This is a genomic window from Flavobacterium flavigenum, assembly GCF_027111255.2.
In the GTDB taxonomy this organism is placed as follows: Bacteria; Bacteroidota; Bacteroidia; order Flavobacteriales; family Flavobacteriaceae; genus Flavobacterium; species Flavobacterium flavigenum.
On record NZ_CP114285.2, the window covers coordinates 5,079,662 to 5,105,008 of the forward strand.

Sequence of the window (25,347 nt, forward strand, 5' to 3'; positions counted from 1 at the left end):
AGATTTATAGTTAGTACTCTTTAATCTTTTTAATGATTTTCTGCAGAGTTTCTATGGCGATTTCTTTGTCGCGCTCTTCTATCGAATAAGCTTTACTTCTCATGGAATCATAAGAAAGCGTGCTTTTGTTTGCAGTAGAGAGAAAAGGAACTATCATTTTGAACATATGATTCATCGATTTAGAAACCAAAACTTTTAATTCTTGCGAAGCCCTAAGAATTAGGGCAGTCTGGTCAGCGGACAGCTGGCATAAGATTTTGTCGCCAGTCTTTTCGGGTGCTGGTAATGCCTTGTTTTGATCTTTTGGAATAGCGGCAGTGGAATCAGAAAGCAGCTCCTGTTTTTTTTCCAGAAAAATTAATTCCTGTTCGAACCATTGATGCATTACTATTTTCAGGTCTGGATAATTTTTGTATAAAATAACATTATTATTAGTGTAGATCTGATTTAATTCTTTGAAAAAGAGCAGCAGATTTTCTCTTTTTTCAGTTAAATTATAAAACTCATTTATTTTCTCTGATATTAGTTTTGTAAAATAGTTAATGTAGAGCGGACTGTTAAAATTCATTTGTATTAAAACTTCGCTTAAATCACTGTAAATGGTGTTTTCATTATGTTTTAACTTTAAATTTTCCAGTTCTTTGATTAGATCTTTTTTATACAAGATCTCACGGAATGTGATTTTTTTATTTTTCGGCGAATTAACAAACCGGTACAGTTCGGCGAAAACAATTTCTGAAGCTGTTTTATTAAAGGAATGAAATACGGGTCTGCTGGATAAAACGTCGATCTTTTTCTTTAATTTTTTCTTTAAGGATGCTGCATACAGTTCAGGCATTCTTGCATCCAGGCTTAAAAAATGAGCAAAGCGGGATTCCATAAAATTCAAAAGTTCATCTAAACAAGAAAATAAGGTGCTGATCACTTTTTGATAGCTGCTCTGCTGAAATTCTGCTGTATTTTCTATAAGCATCAGATTGTCCCAGAGATTAATCAGTGAGCTGTGATAGTTTCCTATAAGGACTTTTATCTGCTTTTCTTTAGTTAGTGCGAAGACCTGAATGGTCATCTGTGCCTGAATAATTTGGGTTTGCTCTGCCGCAGTGGCAATAATTACTCTGGACTGTTGCGCAGTAAGTTCCTTGAAATTATTTTTTCTGGGATTTAGATTAAGAGTTACCGTAGCATCGAGCCATTCTAAAAGATAGGTCTGGGTCATGTCTTCATTTTTTAGTAAATACATCTCTCAATTCGAGATCAAGAGTATTTAATTTCAATTCATGCAGAACATTTCAATCCTAGTCCAGCCAGGTCAGTTTGTTGAATGTAATTTTAAACGATATTCCGAAGGGGACATTGAAGTATGTCTTTTAAAAAAATTACTAAAGAAAGAAGTGTTTGCAAATAGTAGTGCTTCAGAGATACTAAGGATTGTTAAATCATTATTTTGAAGTAAAATTTTAGCTTCGAGGATTAGTGCATTTTCAATGCACTGCTTAGCGGTTATTTCTGTAATCTGTTTGATTGTTTTAGTAAGATGCCCAGAGGATATATTCAGGGCATCCGCGTAGAACTTAACACTGTGCTGTTTTCTGCAGTGTATTTCTAATAATCTGAAAAATTGGAGTGCAATTTTTTCTGCACTGGAATATTTTACCTTTTCATTCCAGGAACTTCTGTAATAATGGCCGGCAAGTTCATAAAGAAAAAGATTAAAGCTCAGTAGAATTAATTCTTTTTTAAAAACACGGGAATTTGAGATTTTTAGATTGTAATTCACTAAGGCTAATAAATACATCAGGTTTTTAAGATCTTTTTTCTTCAGGAATATTTTAGACGCATATTGGGCGGTGAAAAAATTGAAATACCCAATATGCGGCCATCTGATACTGTTGTCAAATGCAAATTCTGAGGTGAAAGATAAAGTTGATATGCATAAACCTCTGCTCATAAGTAGAATTTCGCAGTCTGATCTTTTTGGTATCACTATCAGTTCATTGATGAATAAATGCACTTTTCTGCTGTTAATGCTTATTACAGCAGCACCTGTATTTATAATCAGCACAGTGGAATATTCCTGCGGTATTAGATGCGCTGCAATGTGTTTGGAAAGTAAATTTTCAAAAACGCATAATTGGATTCCCGCAGTTTTATATTTTGATTTTCTAAACGTCAAAGCAATTTTTTTAAAATTAACATCCTAATATTCCTAGCTGTATAGTTTTGCTATAAGCGAAACACAGATAAACAGCATATTTGACATACCATTAATAAACAGCAGATAGACTAATTTCCTGGCTGCATCAATTTTAACCATTTCTCCAAGTGAGAGATATGCTGGATGATAATTAAAAAGGATTGATAAGATAAAGTATATAGCTGTTAAATTGAATAGGATCAGAAAAACATAATAACTGTAAACGATCTGTTTTTCAAAAAGTAAAATCCACTCCATATTTTTATTCGTTATTTTTTTTTGAAATTATGCCCGCTTTTAATGAGCAGCTGACTGCAGTGGCTGCATTGCATAATGCGCCCTGGACAGCGCCTGCTCTGTTTCCCACAGATGTTTCCCAGTCTTTATCTTTGCGTTCTTTTGCATAATAGAGCGAATGCCTGGTAATAGCTGACGATGTAAGTATTATTCGTTTTTCTTCAGAGGTAAACTGCTGATTACTTGTAACGGAAGCTTCGAAAGAAATGATGGACTGATGAATATCCTGATAGTCACTGTTCTGCAGCGTTGGAACTGAAGCCATAAATGCTGATAAACAATTTTTTGAGATGTTTGACATCGGAGAATTTGCAATAATCTGCTCAAGCTGCAGCTGAGGCGAATCTGCGATTTGCTGGATTTCCTGCAGATTAGCTGGTATATGAGGCGGCAGGTTCTCAAGTTCGCCGTTCAGAAATGAAATGGAATCAATTTTAGTGCTTACAGAATTAATTGTACTGTCCGAAAAATTAAAGGAAAGATAGGCATCCAGTATCTCATTGTGAATTTTTCCTGCAATGTCATAAGCATTAGCTGTATTTTCAGGATGCAGCTCTGCAGTTTTTTTTGAAGACGCATCAGTCGTTTTCAGCGTGGCAGCGGAATTTTCATTAAGGGAGTCATTGGTGCATGAAACAGCTGTTACTGCCAGCATGCTGATTAAAATTTTTTTCATGATTTGTTTGTGTTAAATGTAAAGACTGTTTTTATCCAGCCAGTTCATTTTACCCGGGTCAGCAGAACTTTAATCCGGTGCGGTACCAGATGTTTTTTGCTTTTGAATTCAGGACAAATCTATAGGTCGAAAATTACTCCTGCAAAACATCGTGTATGGATTTTCCGTATTTAGGGTATGGATTTTCCGAAAATCCATACCCCTTTTTATCGGTTAAAAGTGTTAATTATCAAGTAATTGCTTTATATTTGAAGGTGTTTTTTGAAAAAAGTTGAATTATATTTTTTTAAATGTGTTTTTTGCTGATAAAAATGCATTTTAAGTCGTGATGGTGCTTACTATTTAATTTTACCTATGAGCAAGAAGTATATAATATTCGCAGTTCTCTGCATGGCGGACCAATTTTACGGGCAGGAAAAAGATTCTAAAATTTCAGATTCTCTTCAGAAAAAAAATTATGACTACCTCTTCGAGCGTATTGAAGCATCGGAAGATGACCAGCAGATGCAGGCCTATTACCTGCAGTATTTTTTAAAAAAAGCTAAAGCGGAAAATAATCCGGAAGAAATGCTGAATGGGTATAAAAATTTTCTGCACTATTCGACAGATAATTTAAAGCTGGCCTATGCTGACAGCATGATTTATACAGCGAAAAAAGCACGCGATAATGCCCTTATAGGCTCGGCTTATCTTTCCAAGGGTATTGTGTATTACGCTCGGAAAAAGCATAAATATGCTCTTGATAATTATCTCATTGCCGATAAGTATATTTCCAAAACTGATGACAAGTACCTTTTACATAAGGTTAAATACAATATTGCGCTTATAAAATACTATCTGGGATATTATGATGAGGCCGTTTCTCTCTTAAATGAATGCATTGATTATTTTAAAGATAAAAATTCAAGGGCATACCTGAATTCGCTGCATTCGCTTGGTTTGTGTTATAATAAAATCGGCAATTACGGTCTGTGTTCTGAAATAAACCAGAAAGGCATGGAAGAGGGCCGCAGACTCTCCAATGAGGATATGAAAGTGTACTTTATGCATTCCGAAGGGATCAATCAGTATTTCAAAAACAACTATTCAGACGCGCTCAAAAATATCAATGCAGCAATACCTGAGATCATTCAAAACAAAGATTTTGCAAATGAATCTGTTGGATATTTCTACATGGGAAAAAGTTACTGGGATCTGCATAAGACAGAAAAAGCTATTCCATATTTTATGAAAGTGGACAGGATTTTTGAAAGCAGAAACTACATTCGCCCTGATCTCAGGCAGAATTATGAACTGCTTATCAAATACTACAAAGGGAAACAGAATCTGAGCCGAGAACTTTTTTACATTAAAAAACTGCTGAAAGCAGACAGTGTGCTCAGTGGCAGATATGTTTATCTCTCCAGCAGAATACGAAAGGTCTATGATACAAAAGAGCTAATAGAGGATAAAAAGAAGATTGAGGATCTTTTCAGTCAAAGAAAATACAGTGACTTTATTTCCGGCACCATTATAGTAACTCTTTTTTCAGGGCTTCTTTTCTTTGCCGCAAAACACTTCAAAAATAAGAAATTGTACAAATTGAAGGTGCAGGAAATAATGAATGAAAAGAGTTCTCCTGAGCCAGGAATCCAGCACAGAAATACGGCAAAAGGCATTGATGATATCAGTAAGGAAACCGTGGAAGAGATACTCAGGAAGCTGGATAAATTTGAAAGCGATAAAAAGTTTCTCCTAAAGGATCTCAATGCGGCAAAGCTGGCAGCTATTTTAAATTCCAACCCAAAATATCTGTCCAGTATTATCCGGCACTATAGAGGCAAAAAGTTTGTAAACTATATCAGCGACCTGAAAATAGACCACATTCTGGCTTTGCTGAAAGAAAATAAAAAGATAAGAAAGTATTCCAATAAAGCATTAGCAGATGAGGCAGGTTTTAGCAGCACACAGAAATTCGCTCAGGCTTTTCATGCCAAAACCGGATGCCCCACCTCATTTTTTATTAAGGAAATCAATAAGACTTCAATATAGATGCTATTTTGAACAGTCAGTTAGGATGCGTGCATTTTTTATTTTGTGATTTGATAATCTGAAGTAAAAGGCTATTTTTGCGCTCTTAATAAAAAAAAATTGTAACATGAAAGATTTAGTAGCAAAAATAAACGCTGAAATCGAAACATTTAAAGCAGAATCTGAATCTTTAATTGAAAAAGGCGTTAAAGCAGCAGGGGCAAGAGCCCGCAAATCAACATTGGAAATTGAAAAATTGTTAAAAGAGTTTAGAAAAGTTTCTATTGAGGAGTCAAAGAAATAATTTTCAGCAGTCTTACTTACTTTTAAAAGAAGAGAATGGGGTTTTTAAGCCCCATTTTTTTATGTTTTTTTTATAGTGTTTCTGCTGGTTAAGCATTCATAACCTAAAATATTTTAATTTTGTAGTAGCATCAGTTGTTTTTCATCTGGCAGCCCATCCCGTTTTGCGCTACAATCTTTTATGCCGGACCCCGGTACAAAAGGATTTTTGCTTCAATCAGGGCTGGGAAAAAATCTGCTTTTTAAAAAGTATTTTCGGCATCAAAATTTAACTTCTTTTAGATTAATCCATTAGATTTCATAGTCACTATAATTAATAAATGTTGGTTTTTTTGGTAAATTTTCAAAATCAATATATTCTTTGGTTAAAAGCCAATTTGAAGGAGTAGAATCAGGATCATTTTTCAGAATGATTTCAAATTCTTTTTTCTTTTCAGTTATATATTTATTCGTATTATTTCTTTTTTAATACTGTAATCTTCAATTTTCATAGTATCCTAATTTATAATTACTCTTAACTTATTTAGCAAACCACTAAAATTACTATTATCAAAACAGTAAAGCGATTTGAATTACTAATAAGTAAAAGGTGTACAAAAAAAATATTTAAATTTTCTAAAAATATTCTTGATAAAAAAGCAATTATTCGTTAGGACAGCTGCACCACACGTCAAAAAGGATTATAAGAAGTTGTCAATAAGGAATTTTTACTTATGCCTCATTGATAATCCTTTTTTGAATATTTTCAATGATTTTTTGTAATTTACCAGCTTCTTCATATTCTTCATTTCTAACATACATTTGGATAGAAGTCTGAAGTGTTTCAATCCTAGTCCTTAATTCTGTCACAGTTCCATTTAGGTCAATAGTGTCATCAATAATGCATTCGATGTCATATTCAGATGTTCGATCCTGTCCAAAAACGCCTTCTTCTTCATGTTCTTTCCATAAAGTTTCCATTTCCAAAACACAATTTTTAAGGATATCAAAAAATTCTATTGGTAGATTAACAAATGGCTCAAGTTTTTTTACAGATTGACTTGTACGTTCATATAAAACGCTATATTTTCCAATTTTAAAATCGATATCTATATTATTGTTATAGATATCTTTTTCCATGAGAATCTTTTTAATTTCTTTCCCAATATATTTCGCAAGTTCGTCAAGTTGGTTTTCCATATTTTTAAGTTTAATTTTTAAATTAGTGTGAATATAGTTTGCGCGTCTGTAGAGTTTACAGCTGGAAACTGCGTCAAAATTGAACTGATAGTTTTATTCAATCTAGTGGAATTATGTGCATTTATTGCGTTATTAGCTCTAACTTTTGCAGTGCCAGTGCTTAGAGCGCAAACCATCAAATCGCAGTTTGCCGAGCTATACTTCCAAATAGCTTTAGATAGTGCTGTCGAATCGTCTCCAGCAGAATAAAATGCGATTGTTTTGTTTTTGTAATTTGTTAAAATATCTTCGAAATCTCTTGGGTCGTTTCCAACCTGAGTTCTATTGCTAGAAATTCCGCCATTATTTAAAACGATATCGTAGGCTAAGCCGATCGTCTCGGTTTTCCCACTATTTGGCAAACCTTGTAAAACTATTATATCCATAAATTTAATTTAGTTGCAAAGATAGAGAAATTTAAAGCTCCTGTTTTTCAGCTCTGACAAAGGTTTTTACCTTTTTATTTTTAGTCTGATAAGATTAATTTATCAGTTGTTCAAATTATTATAAAAACGGATTTCTATAAAAATGAATTGCATAATTTTTGTCTTTATTTACTTTTTACATCATTATATATCAATTGCATAAGGGAATAATAATAATCTTTTTTCTTTTCAAATTCTTTTTTATGTGATTTTATTTTAGGCATTACACAAAAAGAATGTGGAGTACAAATACTGTTTTTGAAGACAATTTTCATTATTTCTTTGCTGAATTGGGTGTCCTGATTCTTTAAACAGTAAAAGACGGTTGAGGAGAAGAGGTCTGCAATTTGCAATTCTACATTTTCTTTTGAGTCAGCATTAATTATATCTCCTTCAAGATTGAATCCGAGCTTTATTCCTAAAAAATCTGTCCTTGAACCCACTAATCCCATTTCATTAAATGTTTCGAAGACAGGATTATCAATAAAAACTTTTGAATTGTCGCAAATTACATTTAATTTATCTCCTTTCTTGGACCAATCTGTTAGTATCCCAAGGAGTGAAGTCACGGTTAGATCCAAAATCCATCTTTCTGCTTCGCCTGTAGAAGTCTGAATTTCCTCAAAAAAGATTGTTGGGTTATGCGTTACAATTTCGATAATCCATTGTAGTAATGGATTATCTTTCGAAATTGAATGAAAACTAGTTTCTACAAGTGTTTTCTTTCCTCGCATCAAAAGTAAAAAATCTTCGAAGAAAGTTTCTGCTGACTCGTCTTTTGTAATAAAAGAAGCGTATAATCCTGTTGCTAAGAAATCATTTAGTTTTGAATTATAAAAAATGTAGTTGGACGACAAATATGGTTCAATACCATATTCAACAATTTTTCCTGCAAGTGCATATTTTTTGTCGTGGAAAACTATTCTGGCAATTCTACTATACTTTCGAAAAATATGTTTTATCACTTCTTGTCCTTTTTTATTACTGACAATTAGTTTACCTTTTATTTCTCCATTTTGAATGTTGTAATTATTATAAATATAGTTCTTAATTTCTTTTGTGGTTTCATCATCAAGTTTTACACCTGAATATACAAAGTATGGTTGAAACTCCTCAAGTAAGTCTGCTCCTGTATATCCGGATTCGTCACAGTATATTTTCATTATTGGATTTTTAAATTTGAGATGTAATTTGCAGTTATTACTGGTAATTTTGAAAATTTTTGGTAGCTTTTCCGGATTTGCCAAATAAGACACTATTGACTTCTAAAATAATTCTTCAAATCCATTTTAGTAATATTAAGTACCAGAGCTTTACTTATTTATTTCAATTATGCCTTTAACTATCAGCTTTATGAATTCTGTGTAAAGTATCTTGGGAGTTTCTTTAATTAATGATCCAAACACTGATGTCTTTTCTTCTGATTTGTTATTTATCGTACTTAATTCAGCCGAAATTGCTTTTACTAAGTCGTTTAAAATAAATTTATCGTTATCTCTAACTGAATAACAAACAAAGTTTTCAATGTCACCATCTATAAAATCAAAGAAAACTATGAATGGAATTCTTTGAATATTTTGATCTGTTAATGAAAGAAAAATTTCATTCATATTTTCATATAATTTATTTTGCGTATTAACTTCTTTGTTACGCTGGCCATCAAGATAGAATATGGTAATGTTTTTACCGGATAATCGATCTAACTCAACAAATGCGCCAATATCTTGTAAGATCTGATGTGTTTCAGAGTGGAAATCGTAAACAATAAATGCAAACTTTTTTGCTCTGTCAGTATCTATATGTTCTTCACATATTTTTTCAAATTGACTTGTAAATTCATCATACCAATAACCATTAATATTATTTGTATTTGATACAGTAAAAATTGGATTCATAATTTATTATTTTATTTATTATGCTCTATTATCATTATTAGTTATACTTTGCGAAAGAGGGGTTCGTCGATTACTTTATTATCATTTGCAAATACGGAAAAAAATTTCGGATTGTTTTTTAATAAACCACTAAATTTAGAATATTTCATAATCAATGAAGTTACCAAAAAGTGTAATTTATAGGTTATGAATTTTAATTCTTGATTCTGTTTCGCTTCTTCTTCATTTTCGAAAGGAATTCTACCATGTAAGAAATCATTTCTTTTAAGAAGTGCCATTTCATCAATATCAGTTAATATAAAACCGCATAAATCAAATGCAATTTTGAAACTATCTTTGTTTGTAACTTGATTTATCTGTTCAAGCTTATTTATAACAGTTGCTTTATTATTGAAAAGAGAATCTTCTAGAGGTATGACAATTTCCTTTAAGCTTTTAATAACTTTTCCAGCAATTTTTTTGTCTTTAAATGGGTTAATTTTTTCACTATTTTCTTCTACCACAATGTTTTTTACCGTTTCTAAAGCAACAGAGTAAGCAGAGGCTCTAATTTCTAACGGATATTCATTAGCTTCAGAGATAATTTTTAATGCTCTCAAAAATCGTTTATCCTGTCTAGCCTTATTAACTATATTTGAAAAAACTTCTAGATTAACGTGGCCTCCTTGACTATTGGATCTTGTAATTTCCCACGGCAAATGAGGAGAAACAATTTCCATTCCTGAGGATATACTGTCTTCTAATCTTCTATATTGAAATCCAGAAATAGATTTGAAATCATTATCAGGAGACTGCAGAATGAACATTTCATTTCTCAGCACTTCACCTGTTATCATTCCTAAACTGTAAGAAATAGCACCGATAGATTTTTCAAATTCATGATATTCCATAGAATTCATGGAGTCAATAAATAAGAAATAATCATCATCATTTTGATCGTTATTATAATCGAACAAATGGAATAAGGTTTGGTTGCACTCGAATTCTGATAGACCAGCAAATTTTAATGCGTCCTCCACATTAAAACTTTCACTTTCGATGAATTCATGATGGTCTTTAAGTGGGTTATTTTTTTTTGGGATTACTAAACGAAAATGTTTTTTTTCAGAAACGTTGAAGGAACTTTCAATATGCCATATTTCACCTTCACTTTCTAGATCTTCATTCATCAACATTGATAAAGTTGCAACTCCATTTGGATTTGTCCAATTAAACTTGTCATTTTGAACTGAAAATGATTTTCCAAATCCATAGCTGTCACGTTGATATTCAGAAATGTTGTCTACTAAATTTAGAGAAGGAGCTTTGAATTTAAAACATCTTTCTCCTTTTTCTATTATTAAATCAATTTTATCAATAGGAGGGAAGCTAGATGAACTTTTAAATGTTTTAGGTGTTCCAAGATTAGTTAAATAGTCGAAAGTCTCTTTAAGAAATTTTTTTTTAAGATTAAGGCGAGCTTCTGCTAAATAGTCATTCATAAAATTTGAAATCTTTATAATTATTTGTTTTTATAAGTTTTGACACAAAAATGAACGCTTCATTAGATTGGTAAAAACAGAAACATTGTTCTCTGTTTTACATGTATGTAGTTAGTAATACCATACTAATCCAATCAAGTCGAATAAAATAGTTTAAACATTCTATTTAGTCGATTAGTCGATTTAATATTTCTTCAAGCTCTAGACTTCTTTCTCTAATTTTATTCATAAAGTTTGTCGCTGTTACAAACATTCCTTCTCTTCCAATCTTAAATTGTAAATCTTCAAAAGAATAAAGAAAGTCCTTTTCTATTTCTAACTGCTTTTCCCAGTTCTGTTGAGTTGCAATAAGTTTCTCTTTCTGTTGTTCTGGTAACTTCTTTAATAAAGATTGGTAAAGATTATTCATTTCTTTATTCCAAAGTTCAGAATGACTTTTTATGCATTCTCCCCATTCATAATTAGTTTCCCATTCACAGTTATTAAAAGATTTATCAATCCAATGTTCCTTTTCGTTGCTATGTCCTACTGAAAATCTACCGCTTCTATTTTCGAGTTTTTCATCTAAACTTTCTAATATTTTTGGACCATTTTCTATCACCCAATTTGCATTTCGTATATCATAATCCATTCCATGCGCTGCATAATTTAAGGTATGTATAATATCTTTTAAAGATTTGGCTTCTGCTTTTGTTATTATTTCTTTATTATTTAAAGCTTCGATAAGCTTTGTTATTGAAAATTTATTACTTTCAATGCTGTATTTATCGGCTAAGTTTCTTAACCTTTTTTCAACTTCAATCCTAAAACCAACCAACGCTAATTCCTGATTCTTTTCAGCAATTTCAATGAACGAATATGTATCTACATTTGCGTTAGTGTCAGTATCTAATTCGGCATGCTTATTTTCAGGCTTAATTAAACCAGCTTTTTTAGCTTCATCTTCGATTTTTTTTAGGTCTTGAAATTCAACTTTGAGTCCCCCTGGAAGCTCAACTGATTTTAGTAAAGGCTCCAACCAAGGAACAATTGCAACAATTATTAATGTTATAAAAATGGCATCGATTTTCAGTGAAGGAAAAAATAAGTGTATTAATCCAACAAGAATTGCTGAGCAGGTAATAAATAATTGCGTTTTCCTTTTTGCGGTCATTCTTTTGATGTTTTGAAAATTTGCCCTTAATTCCATTTGTAACATTTGGCGATTTAATTAAGTCTAATAAATTAGCTCAGTATAAATAGTTTACGTTAAACCAAGATGCCAATTAGTTTTACTCAATCCTTTAAAATCCTAGATTTGTCAATTTAGTGTCTTTTAAATTCACAGAATTAATTCTAATTTCATAATAATCTACTTCACTTGTTCTTATATTTTTTTTGCTTGAATTGCTATATATAGTTTTATAATTTATAATGTAAGAAATACTAATTTCTTCGATCTTTATTTTGCTTCTTTTTTCTAAAGGAACTTTGAAAAAACTGATTCCTTCACCAATTTTCTCATTTGTTTCTGAAATGGATGTTGTAAAAGGTTTACTATATTTATACTCTTTCAAAGTAATATCTGTATACTTATTATAATCCCGTAACATTTCTTTGTATCTATCTTTTGAGTATTCTTGAATAACAGATATTTCATATAACCTATCATCTACTAAACTCAAATTGATTTTATTTTCATTACCATTGAAACAACTATCCTGAATATGGTTCAGCTTTATATAAGAATTATAAATACTATCATTTTTTAAATAGTCATATTTTTTCCATCCGTTGCTATATTTTTCATAATAATAGGGATCACTTGGATCTCCAACTTTAGATATGGTACTTGATGAGTTCGTGATTTTTGTTATGTCAAACTTATTTTGCCCAATTTTGAACAGAAATATATCGGAAAGTGTACATTGTGAAAACATTTTTATAGTCATTAATAAAAAAAAAGCCAATATTGTTTTATTCATACTTAAAGTTTTGAAAATATTCAAGGTTCAGTTTTCTATTATTGTATAATTACCTGCGTGCTGGTGTATAACAGGTTGTAATAAGTAATAAGGAGACTTTTTAAATTGTGGCACTTTTGTGATGTAATGGATTATAAGTGTAAAATTTTCTCATTTATCATTTTTTTATATACATTTTTCAAACATACAAAACCATTATAATTATTTTGTACGGATTTCCGTAATGTCTTTTAATCAACGGCAAATTACTCTTTAAGTTGCTCAATACATACAGTAAAAACACCTATTTTTTTCTTTGAATTATAAAATAAAAAAAGATGCCGAGGGGCATCATTTTATTACATTTTATTTGAGTTATAAATATTTGGCGATGTTAATTAGTAATCTAGAAGTTCTTTTAATGAAACTTTTAATACATGAGCTAAAGCTACTAATGTTTCAAATTGAAAATTTACTTCACCTCGCTCGATTTGTCCAAGAGTCTTTTTGGTTATATATTCACTATTATCCGCAAGCTCTTGTTGCGAAATCGATCTGTTTTTGTATTCGACGCTTTTAATTTTTCGTCTTAGTTTCAAAACATGTTTCCCAAATTTTATTCTTTCCTCGTTAAAGTCAATTTCATTCATTTGTTAAAATTCATAGGAAAAAACAAAACAATTGGTACCTTATAGGGTATCGTAATATTTTTTTTATTATATTTGTTTTAATACTTCTAGATAGAAGTGTATTTTTGCGATTCTTCATATAAAATATTTGAAGCATTTCGCTTTGAATCCTGTTTCAAAAAACTTGGCAGTTTAAACCCACAGGATGATAAGTAAATTGCTCACGCTTACGGGCGTGGGCTCACTTATCTGTGGGTGGGTATGCCAAGTACCTTTGAAACAATAAGCTGAGTTCCATGCCCTTTTTTATGTCATAAACTTTTCTTGAATTCATAGTGACTTATTTCTTTTTTTATTTAAAGTTTCGTTTTAAAATAAACGTAGAACTGTTAAATCCTTCCTGCCTGTGTCCTAAAAAAAACTTCATTTATTTCATTAAGCCGTTTACTTAATGCATAAAAAATGGCCCTCTACTGCAGCGACCAAACTAGAGCAGAGGACCTTAGCTAATCAAATACCATTTAACTAACCAATTCCAATATTATGAATTATTTTTCATTTTACAAGGGTGGGAAAGTGCTTTATTGCCTATTTTTTATGGGACTTGTATTGTCTTTCTCATCTTCTTTAGCACGAAATTACAGTCGGAGTTTCAGTTTATTTTTTCAGCATCATAAAGTCCAGGGTGTTATCACTGACGGCATTACTCCGCTGCCTGGTGTTACTATTTCAGTCAAAGGCAGGACAGATACCGCGGCTATAACAGATTATTCCGGAAATTATGTAATTTCTGCTAGTGCTAATGATACTCTTACAGTCTCTTTTATAGGCTTTAAAACTAAACATATTCCTGTTTCGGGACGATCCAGGATAGACATTGTGCTTCAGTTCGATATAACAACATTGCAGGAAGTCCGGGTTAATGCTGGTTATTATTCCGTAAAGGAAAGTGAGCGGACTGGGAGTATTGCCAGGATAACCTCGAAAGACATAGAAAACCAGCCGGTTACAAATGTGCTTGCCACCATGCAGGGCAGGATGGCAGGAGTCAGTATCTCACAGGATTCAGGTCTCCCGGGAGGTAATTTTAATATTCAGATTAGAGGCCAGAATAGTTTGAGGAGCGATGGAAATGCCCCTTTGTATGTTATAAATGGTACCCCTTTTTCATCTGAGCCCATTGGCTCATCGCAGACTTCCACTTTTTCGCCGGGACTTACCAGTCCGCTAAACAGCATAAACCCTGATGACATTGAGAGCATTGAAGTTTTAAAAGATGCTGATGCAACTGCAATTTACGGTTCGCGGGGAGCAAATGGAGTCGTGCTTATTACCACTAAAAAAGGCAAAGAAGGTAAAACGAGATTCAGCATAAACTACTCTGGCGGAATAGGTAAAGTAACAAAGAGACTTGATTTAATGAAAACTCCGCAATATTTACAAATGCGTCGAGAAGCATATAATAATGACGGTTTTTCAATGCCTCCTGCGTCTGCTTATGATGTGAATGGTGTATGGAATCAGAATAGAAATACAGATTGGCAGGAAGTACTAATAGGAGGTGCGGCCGACATTACGAACTTACAGACGACTCTGTCTGGTGGATCATCTCAGACACAATTTTTATTGAGTGGAAATTATCATAAGGAAGGAACTGTCTTTCCTGGTGACTTTGTGTACAATAAAGGCAATTTTAATTTCAACATAAACCACAGCTCGAACGATAAAAAATTTAAAATTAATTTTAACACAGCATATACCTCTCAAAAAAATGATCAGCCTTGGAGTGATTTGACAAGGGAAGCCATGACTTTGGCTCCGAATGCTCCGCCCTTATATGATTCAGATGGGAATCTAAACTGGTCGAATGGAACCTTTGAAAATCCGCTGAGGAATTTTGAAGCCAAATTTATTACTAAGACGGGTTCCTTGCTCGCCAATGCATTTCTTTCGTACGAAATTATGGAGGGCTTCGAGTTAAAATCAAATTTTGGATTTAATGATCTGAACCATGCTGAAACTAGAACTTTTCCATCTACCATTTACAATCCGTCGTTCAATATTGGACCAGCCAGTTCAGCATTATTTCTAAATAATACCCAGAGGCAGTCATGGATAATTGAACCTCAGATTAATTGGAAAAGCAGATTAAATAATTTTAGTCTCGAAGTTATTCTAGGAGGAACTTTCCAAAATCAGACAACAGATAAACTGGTTCAGAGAGGACTCGGTTTTACAAGCAATAATCTCATATATGACCTTGCTTCGGCAACATCAAAAATTATTTACAGCAACGAAGAGATTCTGTATAAATATCAGGCATTTTTTGGAAGAGTGAACCTGAACTGGAAAGAACGGTACATTTTAAATTTAACCGCTAGAAGGGACGGTTCCAGCAGATTTTCACCTGAAAACCAATACGCAAATTTTGGAGCAGTAGGTTTTGCATGGCTTTTTCATAAAGAACCTGCCTTTAGTAATCTATTTTCTTTTATAAGTTTTGGAAAACTGCGATCAAGTTACGGAACAACAGGAAGTGACCAGATTGGAGATTATCAGTTTCTTAATACTTACAGCTCAGTTTCAACTAATTATCAGGGATTGACTGGCCTGCAGCCGAGCCGATTATATAATCCAAACTTCGGATGGGAAATAAATAAAAAATTTGAAACCGCTCTGGAATTAGGCACACTGCAGGACAGAATATTTCTTACTGCGGCATATTACCAAAACCGGTCATCAAACCAGCTCGTCGGAATCCCGCTTCCCGGTACAACGGGATTCGTCTCTATCCAGTCAAATCTTGATGCAGTGGTCCAGAACTCAGGATTTGAATTAACCTTGCGCACTGAAAATATAAAAAAAGATAAGCTGGGCTGGATTACAAATTTTAATATTACTGTGCCCCGCAACAAACTAATAAGTTTTCCCGGACTTGCAGGTTCTACATATGCAAATCAATATGTAATCGGACAGCCTTTGAATATCCAGAAAGTTTATAAGTATAAGAACGTTAACCCGCAGAGCGGTATATATGATTTTGAAGATTTCAATAATGATGGAATAATTTCAGCACCAGCCGATAGAAGCATTGTGAAAAATTTAAGTCCAAAATTTTTCGCCGGATTACAAAATCAGCTTAACTATAAAAATTTTCAGCTTGATTTTCTTTTTCAGCTTGTAGAACAGGATAACTGGAACTGGTCAAACAGTCAGGGGGTTCCAGGAGCGGGACCTAATCAGGCTGCGGCTCTGGGAAATCAGTGGCAGAAAATTGGAGACATTTCCACGTATCAGAAATTTACTACCGGAACTAATGCTCAGGCATTGGATGCTTATTATAAATATTCATTAAGCGATGCGGCCATTAGTGATGCGTCTTACATTCGTCTGAAAAATGTTTCAATCTCTTATAATCTGCCAAATCGATTTGCAGGCAGTATGCAGTTAAAGATATTTATGGAAGCACAAAACCTGCTCACCTTTACGAAATATCAGGGTGCTGATCCAGAATTTAAATTTACGGGTTATCTGCCTCCCTTAAAAGTTATTACCACCGGAATTCAGCTTAATTTCTAATTTAATCTTCGCAAAATGAAAAATACATATAAAACTTTAAAAACGAATATTCTAAAAAAAAGTATTGTTTTACTTTTTTTAAGCGGCTTTAGTTTTACTGGCTGCGAGAGCTTTTTAGAAACAGATCTTCCCAATTCCCAGCTGATAACAGCTACTGTTTTTGATAATAGAACCACTGCCGAAGCGGCCTTGACAGACATTTATAGTAAAATGAGGGATAGTGGCCTTATGACCGGAAAAACAACAGGTATTTCCAATCAGTTGGGAAACTACACTGATGAACTTGTCTTCTACGGAAATAGTACGACCTCAACTTTTGCATTTTATAATAATAATCTAATAGGCTCCAATGCGCAGGTTGCCGAAATATGGAACAGTTCATTCAAACAGATATATGCTGCTAATGCACTTTTGGAAGCAGTTCAGGGATCAGGAAGCCTGACTATTGCAGATAAAGCGCAGCTGAAAGGGGAAGCCCTATTTATAAGGGCACTTATTCATTTTTATTTAAGCAATATTTTTGGAGACATTCCATACTGTGATACCTCTGATTATTTAAAAAACAGCAGAATTTCCAGATTATCTCCGGAGATAATCAGCGAAAAAATTACAAATGATTTATTAGCAGCACTAGAATTGCTTCCATACAGCGATATCAGTAAAGAACGGGTGCGTCCAAATAAATTTGCAGCACATGCTCTGCTGTCCAGAATATATCTTTATGATAAAAAATGGACTCAAGCTGCAGAACATGCAGATGCAGTAATTAAAAACAGCAGTGTATATTATCTCACTCCAAATTCTGAAACAGTGTTTCTAAAGCAGAGCAGTGCCACAATCTGGCAGTTTATGCCTTCGGTAAATGGAAAAAATACAGATGAAGGAACTACTTTTTATTTTTCAAAAGTGCCTCCTCCGCAGTCCGCTCTGAATCCTGAACTGGTAAATGAATTTACCGCTGGTGATCTTAGAAAAAAACACTGGATATTGTCTCTGAGCGGTGGCGGTGTAACTTACTACCGTGCCAATAAATATAAGCAGTTCAGCAACACATCATCAAGTTTGGAATATAGCATTGTTTTCAGATTGGCTGAACAGTATTTGATCCGCGCAGAAGCAAATGCTAATTTAGGGCACTTAGATTCTGCTTTGGAAGATCTTAACCGAATACGTTTAAATGCAGGGCTGCAGGTTTCCAGTGCAGTATCAAAAGAAGAAATATTATCGGCGATACTTCATGAAAGAAAGTTAGAGCTCTTTACGGAATTTGGTCATCGTTTCTTTGATTTAAAACGCAGTGGATCTATCAGCCAGGTGCTGGCAGAAAAAAAAATTGGATGGAGCAAAAATGATGTAATCTGGCCCATTCCTGAAACAGAGCTGCTATTAAATCCGAATCTGCTCCCGCAGAATGAAGGATACTAACACTAATCAGAAAATGAATTTTTTAATAAAAAAAACAGCAGAAAGACCAAGGGGCTTTAATCTCTTAATTTTTCCTTTTTATTTTGTTTTGATAACCTGTCCCTTAATGGGGCAGGTAAAACAAACTTTATCACCTCTTGCAGATTATATACTTTGGGGGAGCCTGAATTTAGATAAAATATCTGGAGACGGACGATGGGTATCCTTTGATATGGCATACAGCCAGACTGATACATTATTTTTACAAGACACCAAACACTCCAAATTATATGCATTTCCAAAATCTGCAGACAGCAGTTTAAATTCTATGTTTTTTGCGTGCAGAGATACAAGTAGCACACTGCTTGTTGTAAGGTTAAAAGACATGCAGAAAAGAAACTTTCCTAACACAATGCAGTATGTGTTGTCTAGAAGTCTGCAAAACCTGGTGCTTTTACGAGAACATAATAATATAAAGCAGTTAGATATTATTAATAAAGCGGGCAAAGTTATTAAAACCGTCAAGAACGTTGAATCATTTACCAGCGATAATCTTAATACTAAGATTATCTGCAGATTAAAAATTAACAATATAAATCATGTAGTGCTTTTAAATATTGATGCGGAGAAACTAGAGCAAAGCAATATTCTGATGACAGGTAATGACGTTTCAGACATTATCTGGGATAAACAAGGGCTGAGTTTCTGTTTTTTAGAAAATTTTGAAAGAGGATGTAAAAAGGACTGCAGACAGAAAATTAATTATTATAGCAGCAAAACACAAGACTTAAGCACTTTTGATTTATCTGAACGTTTAAAGGATGGTAAAGATTATAAAATTCAGCTGTCGACTTACAAACTTAAAATTTCAGATGATGCAGAACGTGTCTTTTTCTGCGTGTCAAAGATTGATCGAGCTGAGGGTAAAGAAAAAAATGCTGAAACCGAAATTTGGAACGGTAATGATTACTGGCTCTATCCACGACGAAAAAGTTTCGAAAAGGCATTTGCATCATCATTTTTTCTGGTATGGCATCCACTAAAAAATGTATGGCAGAAGGTTACTTCTGATACAATACCGATCTGTTATTTAAATGGAAATCAAAAGCAGGCAATAGGATTTAATCCCATAAATGAGACTGCAGAGTTTAATTCAGAAGCCGACCGTGATCTTTACAGTATTGCCCTTGATCAAAGTCATATAACAAAAATCACTGAAAACATTTCGGGAGACATAAATAATTCAATTGTTTCTCCTGATGGAAAGTATCTTGCTTATTTTAAAGAAAGCAACTGGCAGCTGTATAATTTCCAGACTCAGATATCAATAAACATAACTGGTAAGATCAGCGCTAAATTTTACAGTGAAGACAGTCAAAAAAAGATGGCTCCGTACGGCATAGCAGGATGGTCTGATAATGATTCGGAAATATTTATATACGATCAATTTGATATCTGGAAAATAACCATTGATAGTTCTAAAGCGGAACGTCTCACTAAGGGACGTGAACAAAAAATTTGTTTCCGCAGTGCGATAGGTCTTCCGAAAATGTCTTATATCCCAAATTATTTCGGACAGACAGGTTTTAAAATTGACGGCAATAATTTGGTTTTAAGAGCTGAAAGCGGCAATCATAATGAATCAGGATTCTTTTTGCTTAACGGTAATAAGATTTCAAAAATAGTATTTGAGGAAGGTAAAATTTCAGATATAATTCGTCTTGGAACTACTAATAAATATTTGTATTTAAAACAAAAATACAATCATCCTCCTGCACTTATTAATGTGGATGCTGAGCAAAAAAGACAAACTGTACTCTATCAAAGCAACAGGCATTATAAAAATTATGGTCATGGAAAATCTGAGCTTATTACTTATAAAAACTCAAAAGGCAAGGAGCTAAAGGCAGCACTTTTTTATCCAGCCGATTACAGCAGTAAAAAGAATTATCCAATGATAGTGTATATTTATCAGAATAAGTCACATCAGCTGCACGAATATAATAATCCAAACTTGTTAGATCCCTTAGGATTCTGTAATAGCAACTATACTTCACAAGGCTATTTCGTCCTATATCCTGATATAAGTTACGAGGAGGGAAAACCGGGGGATTCTGCAACGGACTGTGTTGCTTCTGCTGTTGAGGAAATTGTTTCCAAAAACCTTGTTGACCCCAAAAGGATCGGTATCATTGGACATTCTTTCGGGGCATATGAAGTCAATATAATTATAGCAAAGAGCGGTCTTTTTGCCGCAGCTGTATCGGGAGCAGGAATTTCAGACTTAACCAGTTTTTACTTTTCAGTTGGTGCGTTTAAAAAAGCAGAAATCTGGCGGCTTGAAAATGATCAATGGAGGATGGGGAAATCACTTTATGAAAGTATGGATAACTATAACGCTAATTCACCAGTGTTTTCTGCCCAAAATATTAATACTCCGCTTCTTATATGGACGGGAAAAGACGACAAGGTAGTTAGCTGGAATCAAAGCATTGAAATGTATCTCGCTTTAAAAAGACTTCATAAAAAAACAATAATGCTTGTATATCCAAATGAGCAGCATTTTTTACTGATGAAGGAAAAGCAGGCTGATTTAAATATTAAAATTCAAAATTGGTTTGATTATTTTCTGAAGGATAAAAATACTGCTGAATGGATAAGCAGTGGAATTTAAATTATAATGGAGACCCTGATGAATTTCAAATTATCAAAAAGAAATTCGCTTCGGGTCTCCAATTAAAAAAATATAATCCATTTTAAAAGCATGCTATTATTGTGCTCTGGACAATGGAATTATACATTCATTTTCAACAGAATCATAATCGAATGCCTGTTGATTAGATGGTGAGGTACAGTTAGGTCCTGGCTGGTCACTACAAAGTGCCACTACCTCACACACATTTCCGTTTCGTACATACCCTGGTATATTTGTTGTATTTGTTTTTTTGTTTGAACTTTCAATATTAGTTGCAAAAGCTCCCATAACAGCAAAAACAAAAACTGCTGCGGATACATACAGTTTTAAAAATTTAGTTTTCATAATGTAAAAATTAAAATAATAAATATGATCTACTCTTTTTTACAGGTTTTCGATCTGCCTCCTGCTACCGGCCGGTATATCATAACGCTTTTATTTGAAAAGCGCATTTAACTTGTAAGCCACAATTTTTTTATCGATCAAAGCATACAGATAATTATCTGTAACGACAAACTGATTAACTTTAAAGCCATTTTCAGAATAAATGTAAAAACTGAAGCGGTACGATCTATCTGAAAAATTATAGACGTCAATTATGCTGGCCTTTTCCCATACGTCAGTTGATTCAAATCTGCCAAGTATATCTGATTTAACAAAAAGTAAATTTTTAAAAGAAGTACAGTATGAATTAACGAAAAGCGGAGGCTTCGCCAACTTGCTAATTTTATGGTTATTTAAGTATACAACGTCTATTTTCGCATGCTTATTTGTATCAATCGTATTTCCTCTGAGCTCAAGATTAAGATCTTTATCTGCAACGATATACTGATTGCGATAGTAGTAAACATATACCAGCTTTTTCGATTTTTCATCATATAATAACATGCCGTCAGTATCAAAAAAACCATCTATCTGTTTCTGAAGTAGCTTCGAGGAATATTGATATTGGTAAGTGTCCTTAAATGTTATTTTTCCTAATTCGTTTTCCATTGTCCGATAATTTAGGCTGCGTACAGCAACCGTATTAGAATCTATAACTGCTGGCATAGAAAAGTAACGTTTGTCTTTTACGGCTAAATCTGCCTTCCAATCTGAAATTTTGCCTTTAAAAATACAGGAAACCGTGCCGTCAAAAACGTAGAAATTATTATCTGCAACTCTTACCAGAATAGATTTGAATGGAAGTCCGTACTCGCTGAGCTTTATCGTGTAATCTTCCTGTTTTTTTAAAGTTTCATCTAAAACCATGACTAGAAGCGGGGCCGTTTTATTTGCTAAAAAAATTTTATTCGAACCAGATCCAGCAAAATAGTATGAATTGAATTCGAGGTTTCTTTCATATGCCTTTGTTAATGGATGAGGAGGAAAACGTCTGATAAAACTATTTCTTTTATGTATTATGTGTTCCGATAATTTAAACAGTATAAAAATAACAGTAATGCTTGACAGCACTATAGCACAGAGAACAGTAATGATCTTCTTTTTTTCTGGAAAAAAAAAGAAATCGAAAGATTTTTTCTTGTTTGAAATTGTGTTATAATTTTCGTTAGATCTATACTTTTCTTTTAATAAAATTATAGCTCCAATTGCTAATAAAACAAAAAACAGATTAAAAATAAAATGGCTCTTCCATCCCATGTTTTCCAAGATGCCTCCGCACGAGCAGGGGACATAAGATGCAAAATTCAATATAAAAAAAATGTAATTTGTAAATAACATCATTAATATAAAACTGCCGAACAATGCGATTATTCGTGTCCTATTAAAAACAAGCAGAACGGCGAGAATCAACTCAATTAAAGGAACTGAATATGATAAATATTCTGCAAAGGAGCTTAATAAAGGCGACTGACCGAGTTGTACCTGAAAGCTTTTGAAATCTAAAAGCTTACTGACAGCAGCATAAACAAAAAGCATTATGTACAGAAGACAGATGATTTCAATTATAATATTTTTTAATTCAGGTTTGATTCTCATAACTTTAATTATTAAGTTTCAGCTCTCCAGTACGATTAATGCGTTCAAAACTTATTTGAATCTTTAAAGCAATTTTGCAGATTATTAATGCAAAATTATAGGTGTTTGATTAATTGATTGTTATCAAAAACAGGCTAGTTTTTTTTAATATCATTCAATTGTAGTTAAATATTTAGTTCTTAGTTTAAAATGTTATTGCAGGTAATAAAAAAGACACCAGTAAAAATAAATTTGCTTGGTGTCTTTTAATTTTAATTAGGCAGTATTCTACTTTCCTGAATCGTTAAAAATTTTTAATTTTTCATACAGTTCATTAAGACCGGCTTTTTGAAGGCATTCATCTCCTAAAAGCTTCAATTCATCAAGATTCTCTGGAGAAATAATTTTTAATAATGCGGATGATTTGGAATCACCTTGAGATGCTGATCCGCGATCGATCACATGGTTTAAAAGCAGTACGTTTTTTCGTGAAATCTTAAGGTCAATTTTCACTGTTTCATTCATGCCTGGGATACTTAAAATAGTATCAAAGACATTGGCTACATCATTTTCTGTCAGCATAATTTTCACGTATTAAATTAATAATTAACTTGGGTAAAGATATAAAGGAGCTTCCAGAGTGCCATGGACAAAATATGTCCATCATAGGTAAAATTCAGATGTCTTGATTACTTTCGTTATGCTAAAAAAGATTACGCCTTAATTAAAAAAAAGAGTTCTGTATTTTATTTTGTTAAGCATGATTTAAAGGGTGTGAAGCTGTTGCTGATTTTTAAAAAGCTTTAAGATTGCCTCGTTCCTGCAATCGGCCAGATGTCCGGTTGTCATACAACCGAATCTGTCTGCTCTTTACTCGGAACTCGTGAGCAGCGATGCTTTTAGACATTTTTATGTTTTGAAAATGATGAAAAGGAAAAATAATGGAAAAGGAAAATTCAAACAGAACACGCAGGGTAAGCCTTCGTTTTACCACCCAGGAGTATACCCTGATCGAGAAAAGATGGAAGGCAGGCACATGCAGAAAGCTCAGTGATTACATCAGGAAGCATCTCTTTAATAAACCCATTACCACCAACTACCGTAATGTATCTCTTGATGATTTTATGCATGAAATGATCAGGCTCCGCACAGAGCTCAACTCGCTTGGAAATAACTTCAATCAGTCAGTAAAAAAACTCCACACGCTCAATCAGATTCCTGAATTTAAGGCATGGATTTTAACTGCTGGAATTGAACAGAAAGTATTGCTGGACAAAGTGGAAGAGATAAAGAAAAACCTGCTGAAAATCTCAGAGAAATGGTTGCAGTGATAAAAACAGGAAGCTCGATTCATAATATTTTCAATTATAATGAAAACAAAGTGAAACAGAAAAAAGCAGAGTGTATAGGGGAGGGAAATTATCCTGCTGATGTTGAAAAAATGAGCGTTTCAATGCGCCTTAACAGGTTTTTAAAACAGAATGCCCTGAATGAAAATGTAAAGAGGAACAGCGTTCATATTTCATTGAATTTTGACACTTCCGAAACGGATCTTACCAATGAGAAATTAGTGGAGATTGCGAAAACGTATATGCAGAAAATCGGATTCGGAGAACAGCCTTACTTGGTTTACAGACATTATGATGCAGGACATCCCCACATCCATCTGGTATCAGTAAAAGTAAGGCAGGACGGAAGCAGGATTGACATGCATAACATCGGAAGAAACCAGTCGGAAACTGCCAGAAAAGATATCGAAGAAAGTTTTAGACTTGTAAAGGCTGAGGGTAGGAAAAAGGGTCAGCATTTAGATTTGAAGCCTATCGATTCAGCTGCAGTGCAGTATGGAAAAATGCAGTCAAAAAAGGCAATTTCAAATGTGCTTCACAATGTGCTTTCTGTTTATAGATATGCAAGTCTTTCAGAGCTGAATGCTGTCTTGCAGCAGTACAATGTTCTGGCTGACAGAGGAGGGGAGGACTCACGGATATTTAAGGCGGGAGGGCTAGTTTACCGGATACTGGATGAAAATAGAAAACCGGTTGGAGTGCCTGTCAAAGCGAGTGATTTTTACAGCAGACCTACACTGAAATTTTTGGAAGACAGATTTAAAATTGGCAGAACTTCCGCATCTGTATATGAGAAGAAAAGGATAAAGAATAAAATTGATATGGCCTTTTTGGAGAAAAAGATTTCGCTTTCAAAGATGGCTGAAATTTTAAAAAAAGACGGAATTGATGCCATCTTTAGAAAAAGCGCGGATGGGAATATATATGGAATTACATATGTGGATCATGTAACAAAATTTGTTTTCAACGGCAGCAGTCTGGGAAAACTTTACAGCGCTAAAGCGGTTCAGATAAGATGCAGTCAGGAAAGATATAGCATTGTAAATGAGGGAGCGGCTATTGGTAAGATAACTTATAAATCTGATGATGTAAAACAGACTGCAGTCAGCAGTGCTGGCTGGCTGGACGATGTTGTCACACAGAGCGCAGGATTGGATTTTAATGCTTTAATCGAGCGAGTGGTGGAAAGACTCACAGCGCTTGAAAATCCGTCAGATTATATTCCTGAACAGCTTAAAAGCAAACGTAGGACCAGAAGAAAAAAAGGACATTCCAATAATCAGTAAA

At 33.5% G+C, this 25,347-nt stretch carries 21 protein-coding genes and 1 pseudogene; 7 read left to right on the forward strand and 15 right to left on the reverse strand.

The features are described from left to right. Positions 1-10: 10 nt before the first annotated feature. From OZP09_RS21125 to OZP09_RS21135, 3 genes are all read right to left on the reverse strand, one after another. Positions 11-1,219 carry a hypothetical protein gene (locus OZP09_RS21125; protein ID WP_281309956.1) on the reverse strand — a complete coding sequence of 403 codons (1,209 nt, stop codon included), beginning with the start codon at positions 1,217-1,219 and terminating at the stop codon, positions 11-13. A gap of 93 nt (positions 1,220-1,312) precedes the next feature. After that, positions 1,313-2,176, reverse strand: coding sequence for a helix-turn-helix domain-containing protein (locus OZP09_RS21130; RefSeq protein WP_269235599.1), 864 nt, complete (start codon positions 2,174-2,176; stop codon positions 1,313-1,315). A 283-nt stretch (positions 2,177-2,459) separates the two neighbouring features. Further along, the gene (locus tag OZP09_RS21135) at positions 2,460-3,170 is read right to left on the reverse strand and encodes a hypothetical protein (protein WP_281309957.1); all 711 of its coding nucleotides are present in this window, start codon (positions 3,168-3,170) and stop codon (positions 2,460-2,462) included. A gap of 354 nt (positions 3,171-3,524) precedes the next feature. Here OZP09_RS21135 and OZP09_RS21140 point away from each other — a divergent pair, with 354 nt between their 5' ends. Both OZP09_RS21140 and OZP09_RS21145 read left to right on the forward strand, forming a co-directional pair. Beyond that, on the forward strand, positions 3,525-5,201 hold the full coding sequence (locus tag OZP09_RS21140) for an AraC family transcriptional regulator (protein ID WP_281309958.1): 1,677 nt from the start codon (positions 3,525-3,527) through the stop codon (positions 5,199-5,201). 106 nt (positions 5,202-5,307) lie between these two features. Beyond that, positions 5,308-5,484 (forward strand): histone H1, encoded by a 177-nt coding sequence (locus OZP09_RS21145; RefSeq protein WP_281309959.1) that lies wholly within the window; start codon positions 5,308-5,310, stop codon positions 5,482-5,484. A gap of 710 nt (positions 5,485-6,194) precedes the next feature. On the opposite strand, the gene OZP09_RS21150 is transcribed toward OZP09_RS21145, so the two are convergent. The 8 genes from OZP09_RS21150 to OZP09_RS21185 form a co-directional block, all read right to left on the reverse strand. Next, complete coding sequence (locus tag OZP09_RS21150; RefSeq protein ID WP_269235603.1) at positions 6,195-6,662, reverse strand: hypothetical protein; 468 nt, start codon at positions 6,660-6,662, stop codon at positions 6,195-6,197. Positions 6,663-6,679: 17 nt separating this feature from the next. Then, entirely contained in the window at positions 6,680-7,087 is a 408-nt protein-coding gene (locus OZP09_RS21155; RefSeq protein WP_269235604.1) for a hypothetical protein, read from the reverse strand. Positions 7,088-7,251: 164 nt separating this feature from the next. Beyond that, the gene (locus tag OZP09_RS21160; protein WP_269235605.1) at positions 7,252-8,289 is read right to left on the reverse strand and encodes a DUF3800 domain-containing protein; all 1,038 of its coding nucleotides are present in this window, start codon (positions 8,287-8,289) and stop codon (positions 7,252-7,254) included. Between the two features lie 150 nt (positions 8,290-8,439). Beyond that, the gene (locus OZP09_RS21165) at positions 8,440-9,021 is read right to left on the reverse strand and encodes a hypothetical protein (RefSeq protein ID WP_269235606.1); all 582 of its coding nucleotides are present in this window, start codon (positions 9,019-9,021) and stop codon (positions 8,440-8,442) included. Positions 9,022-9,062: 41 nt separating this feature from the next. Continuing rightward, positions 9,063-10,502 carry a hypothetical protein gene (locus OZP09_RS21170; protein ID WP_281309960.1) on the reverse strand — a complete coding sequence of 480 codons (1,440 nt, stop codon included), beginning with the start codon at positions 10,500-10,502 and terminating at the stop codon, positions 9,063-9,065. Positions 10,503-10,668: 166 nt separating this feature from the next. Then, a complete protein-coding gene (locus OZP09_RS21175; protein ID WP_281309961.1) occupies positions 10,669-11,691 on the reverse strand; it encodes a lysozyme inhibitor LprI family protein in 1,023 nt (340 codons plus the stop codon). Between the two features lie 94 nt (positions 11,692-11,785). Then, the gene (locus OZP09_RS21180; RefSeq protein WP_281309962.1) at positions 11,786-12,466 is read right to left on the reverse strand and encodes a hypothetical protein; all 681 of its coding nucleotides are present in this window, start codon (positions 12,464-12,466) and stop codon (positions 11,786-11,788) included. Between the two features lie 377 nt (positions 12,467-12,843). Continuing rightward, positions 12,844-13,095, reverse strand: coding sequence for a helix-turn-helix domain-containing protein (locus OZP09_RS21185; protein ID WP_281309963.1), 252 nt, complete (start codon positions 13,093-13,095; stop codon positions 12,844-12,846). 522 nt (positions 13,096-13,617) lie between these two features. Between OZP09_RS21185 and OZP09_RS21190 the strand changes: the two genes are divergently transcribed. The 3 genes from OZP09_RS21190 to OZP09_RS21200 are packed head-to-tail and all read left to right on the forward strand — an operon-like array spanning position 13,618 to position 20,731. Then, positions 13,618-16,653: a SusC/RagA family TonB-linked outer membrane protein gene (locus OZP09_RS21190; protein WP_281309964.1), complete on the forward strand. Its 3,036-nt coding sequence runs from the start codon at positions 13,618-13,620 to the stop codon at positions 16,651-16,653. Between the two features lie 15 nt (positions 16,654-16,668). Further along, positions 16,669-18,078 (forward strand): RagB/SusD family nutrient uptake outer membrane protein, encoded by a 1,410-nt coding sequence (locus OZP09_RS21195; protein WP_281309965.1) that lies wholly within the window; start codon positions 16,669-16,671, stop codon positions 18,076-18,078. A 13-nt stretch (positions 18,079-18,091) separates the two neighbouring features. After that, positions 18,092-20,731: a S9 family peptidase gene (locus OZP09_RS21200; RefSeq protein WP_269235614.1), complete on the forward strand. Its 2,640-nt coding sequence runs from the start codon at positions 18,092-18,094 to the stop codon at positions 20,729-20,731. Between the two features lie 96 nt (positions 20,732-20,827). On the opposite strand, the gene OZP09_RS21205 is transcribed toward OZP09_RS21200, so the two are convergent. The 4 genes and pseudogenes from OZP09_RS21205 to OZP09_RS21215 form a co-directional block, all read right to left on the reverse strand. Next, positions 20,828-21,097 carry a DUF6520 family protein gene (locus OZP09_RS21205; RefSeq protein ID WP_269235615.1) on the reverse strand — a complete coding sequence of 90 codons (270 nt, stop codon included), beginning with the start codon at positions 21,095-21,097 and terminating at the stop codon, positions 20,828-20,830. A gap of 90 nt (positions 21,098-21,187) precedes the next feature. Further along, complete coding sequence (locus tag OZP09_RS21210) at positions 21,188-22,003, reverse strand: hypothetical protein (RefSeq protein ID WP_269235616.1); 816 nt, start codon at positions 22,001-22,003, stop codon at positions 21,188-21,190. Positions 22,004-22,339: 336 nt separating this feature from the next. Continuing rightward, positions 22,340-22,732: pseudogene (locus OZP09_RS22715) on the reverse strand (MauE/DoxX family redox-associated membrane protein); the annotation flags it as partial. Positions 22,733-22,999: 267 nt separating this feature from the next. Next, positions 23,000-23,293, reverse strand: a complete 294-nt coding sequence (locus OZP09_RS21215) for a hypothetical protein (RefSeq protein WP_269235617.1) — start codon at positions 23,291-23,293, stop codon at positions 23,000-23,002. A 359-nt stretch (positions 23,294-23,652) separates the two neighbouring features. Here OZP09_RS21215 and OZP09_RS21220 point away from each other — a divergent pair, with 359 nt between their 5' ends. Both OZP09_RS21220 and OZP09_RS21225 read left to right on the forward strand, forming a co-directional pair. Further along, the gene (locus OZP09_RS21220) at positions 23,653-24,042 is read left to right on the forward strand and encodes a plasmid mobilization protein (RefSeq protein WP_269235618.1); all 390 of its coding nucleotides are present in this window, start codon (positions 23,653-23,655) and stop codon (positions 24,040-24,042) included. Next, positions 24,030-25,346 (forward strand): relaxase/mobilization nuclease domain-containing protein, encoded by a 1,317-nt coding sequence (locus OZP09_RS21225; protein ID WP_281309966.1) that lies wholly within the window; start codon positions 24,030-24,032, stop codon positions 25,344-25,346. Before OZP09_RS21220 ends, OZP09_RS21225 begins: the two co-directional genes overlap by 13 nt. The last annotated feature ends 1 nt before the right edge of the window (position 25,347 follow it).

Coding starts and splice junctions, on each gene's coding strand:
- OZP09_RS21225 (WP_281309966.1), top strand. CDS start 24,030: ATGGTTGCAGTGATAAAAACAGGAAGCTCGATTCATAATATTTTCAAT.
- OZP09_RS21180 (WP_281309962.1), bottom strand. CDS start 12,466: ATGAATAAAACAATATTGGCTTTTTTTTTATTAATGACTATAAAAATG.
- OZP09_RS21220 (WP_269235618.1), top strand. CDS start 23,653: ATGGAAAAGGAAAATTCAAACAGAACACGCAGGGTAAGCCTTCGTTTT.
- OZP09_RS21205 (WP_269235615.1), bottom strand. CDS start 21,097: ATGAAAACTAAATTTTTAAAACTGTATGTATCCGCAGCAGTTTTTGTT.
- OZP09_RS21195 (WP_281309965.1), top strand. CDS start 16,669: ATGAAAAATACATATAAAACTTTAAAAACGAATATTCTAAAAAAAAGT.
- OZP09_RS21125 (WP_281309956.1), bottom strand. CDS start 1,219: ATGACCCAGACCTATCTTTTAGAATGGCTCGATGCTACGGTAACTCTT.
- OZP09_RS21175 (WP_281309961.1), bottom strand. CDS start 11,691: ATGGAATTAAGGGCAAATTTTCAAAACATCAAAAGAATGACCGCAAAA.
- OZP09_RS21210 (WP_269235616.1), bottom strand. CDS start 22,003: ATGGTTTTAGATGAAACTTTAAAAAAACAGGAAGATTACACGATAAAG.
- OZP09_RS21150 (WP_269235603.1), bottom strand. CDS start 6,662: ATGGAAAACCAACTTGACGAACTTGCGAAATATATTGGGAAAGAAATT.
- OZP09_RS21165 (WP_269235606.1), bottom strand. CDS start 9,021: ATGAATCCAATTTTTACTGTATCAAATACAAATAATATTAATGGTTAT.
- OZP09_RS21170 (WP_281309960.1), bottom strand. CDS start 10,502: ATGAATGACTATTTAGCAGAAGCTCGCCTTAATCTTAAAAAAAAATTT.
- OZP09_RS21185 (WP_281309963.1), bottom strand. CDS start 13,095: ATGAATGAAATTGACTTTAACGAGGAAAGAATAAAATTTGGGAAACAT.
- OZP09_RS21190 (WP_281309964.1), top strand. CDS start 13,618: ATGAATTATTTTTCATTTTACAAGGGTGGGAAAGTGCTTTATTGCCTA.
- OZP09_RS21145 (WP_281309959.1), top strand. CDS start 5,308: ATGAAAGATTTAGTAGCAAAAATAAACGCTGAAATCGAAACATTTAAA.
- OZP09_RS21155 (WP_269235604.1), bottom strand. CDS start 7,087: ATGGATATAATAGTTTTACAAGGTTTGCCAAATAGTGGGAAAACCGAG.
- OZP09_RS21135 (WP_281309957.1), bottom strand. CDS start 3,170: ATGAAAAAAATTTTAATCAGCATGCTGGCAGTAACAGCTGTTTCATGC.
- OZP09_RS21140 (WP_281309958.1), top strand. CDS start 3,525: ATGAGCAAGAAGTATATAATATTCGCAGTTCTCTGCATGGCGGACCAA.
- OZP09_RS21200 (WP_269235614.1), top strand. CDS start 18,092: ATGAATTTTTTAATAAAAAAAACAGCAGAAAGACCAAGGGGCTTTAAT.
- OZP09_RS21215 (WP_269235617.1), bottom strand. CDS start 23,293: ATGCTGACAGAAAATGATGTAGCCAATGTCTTTGATACTATTTTAAGT.
- OZP09_RS21160 (WP_269235605.1), bottom strand. CDS start 8,289: ATGAAAATATACTGTGACGAATCCGGATATACAGGAGCAGACTTACTT.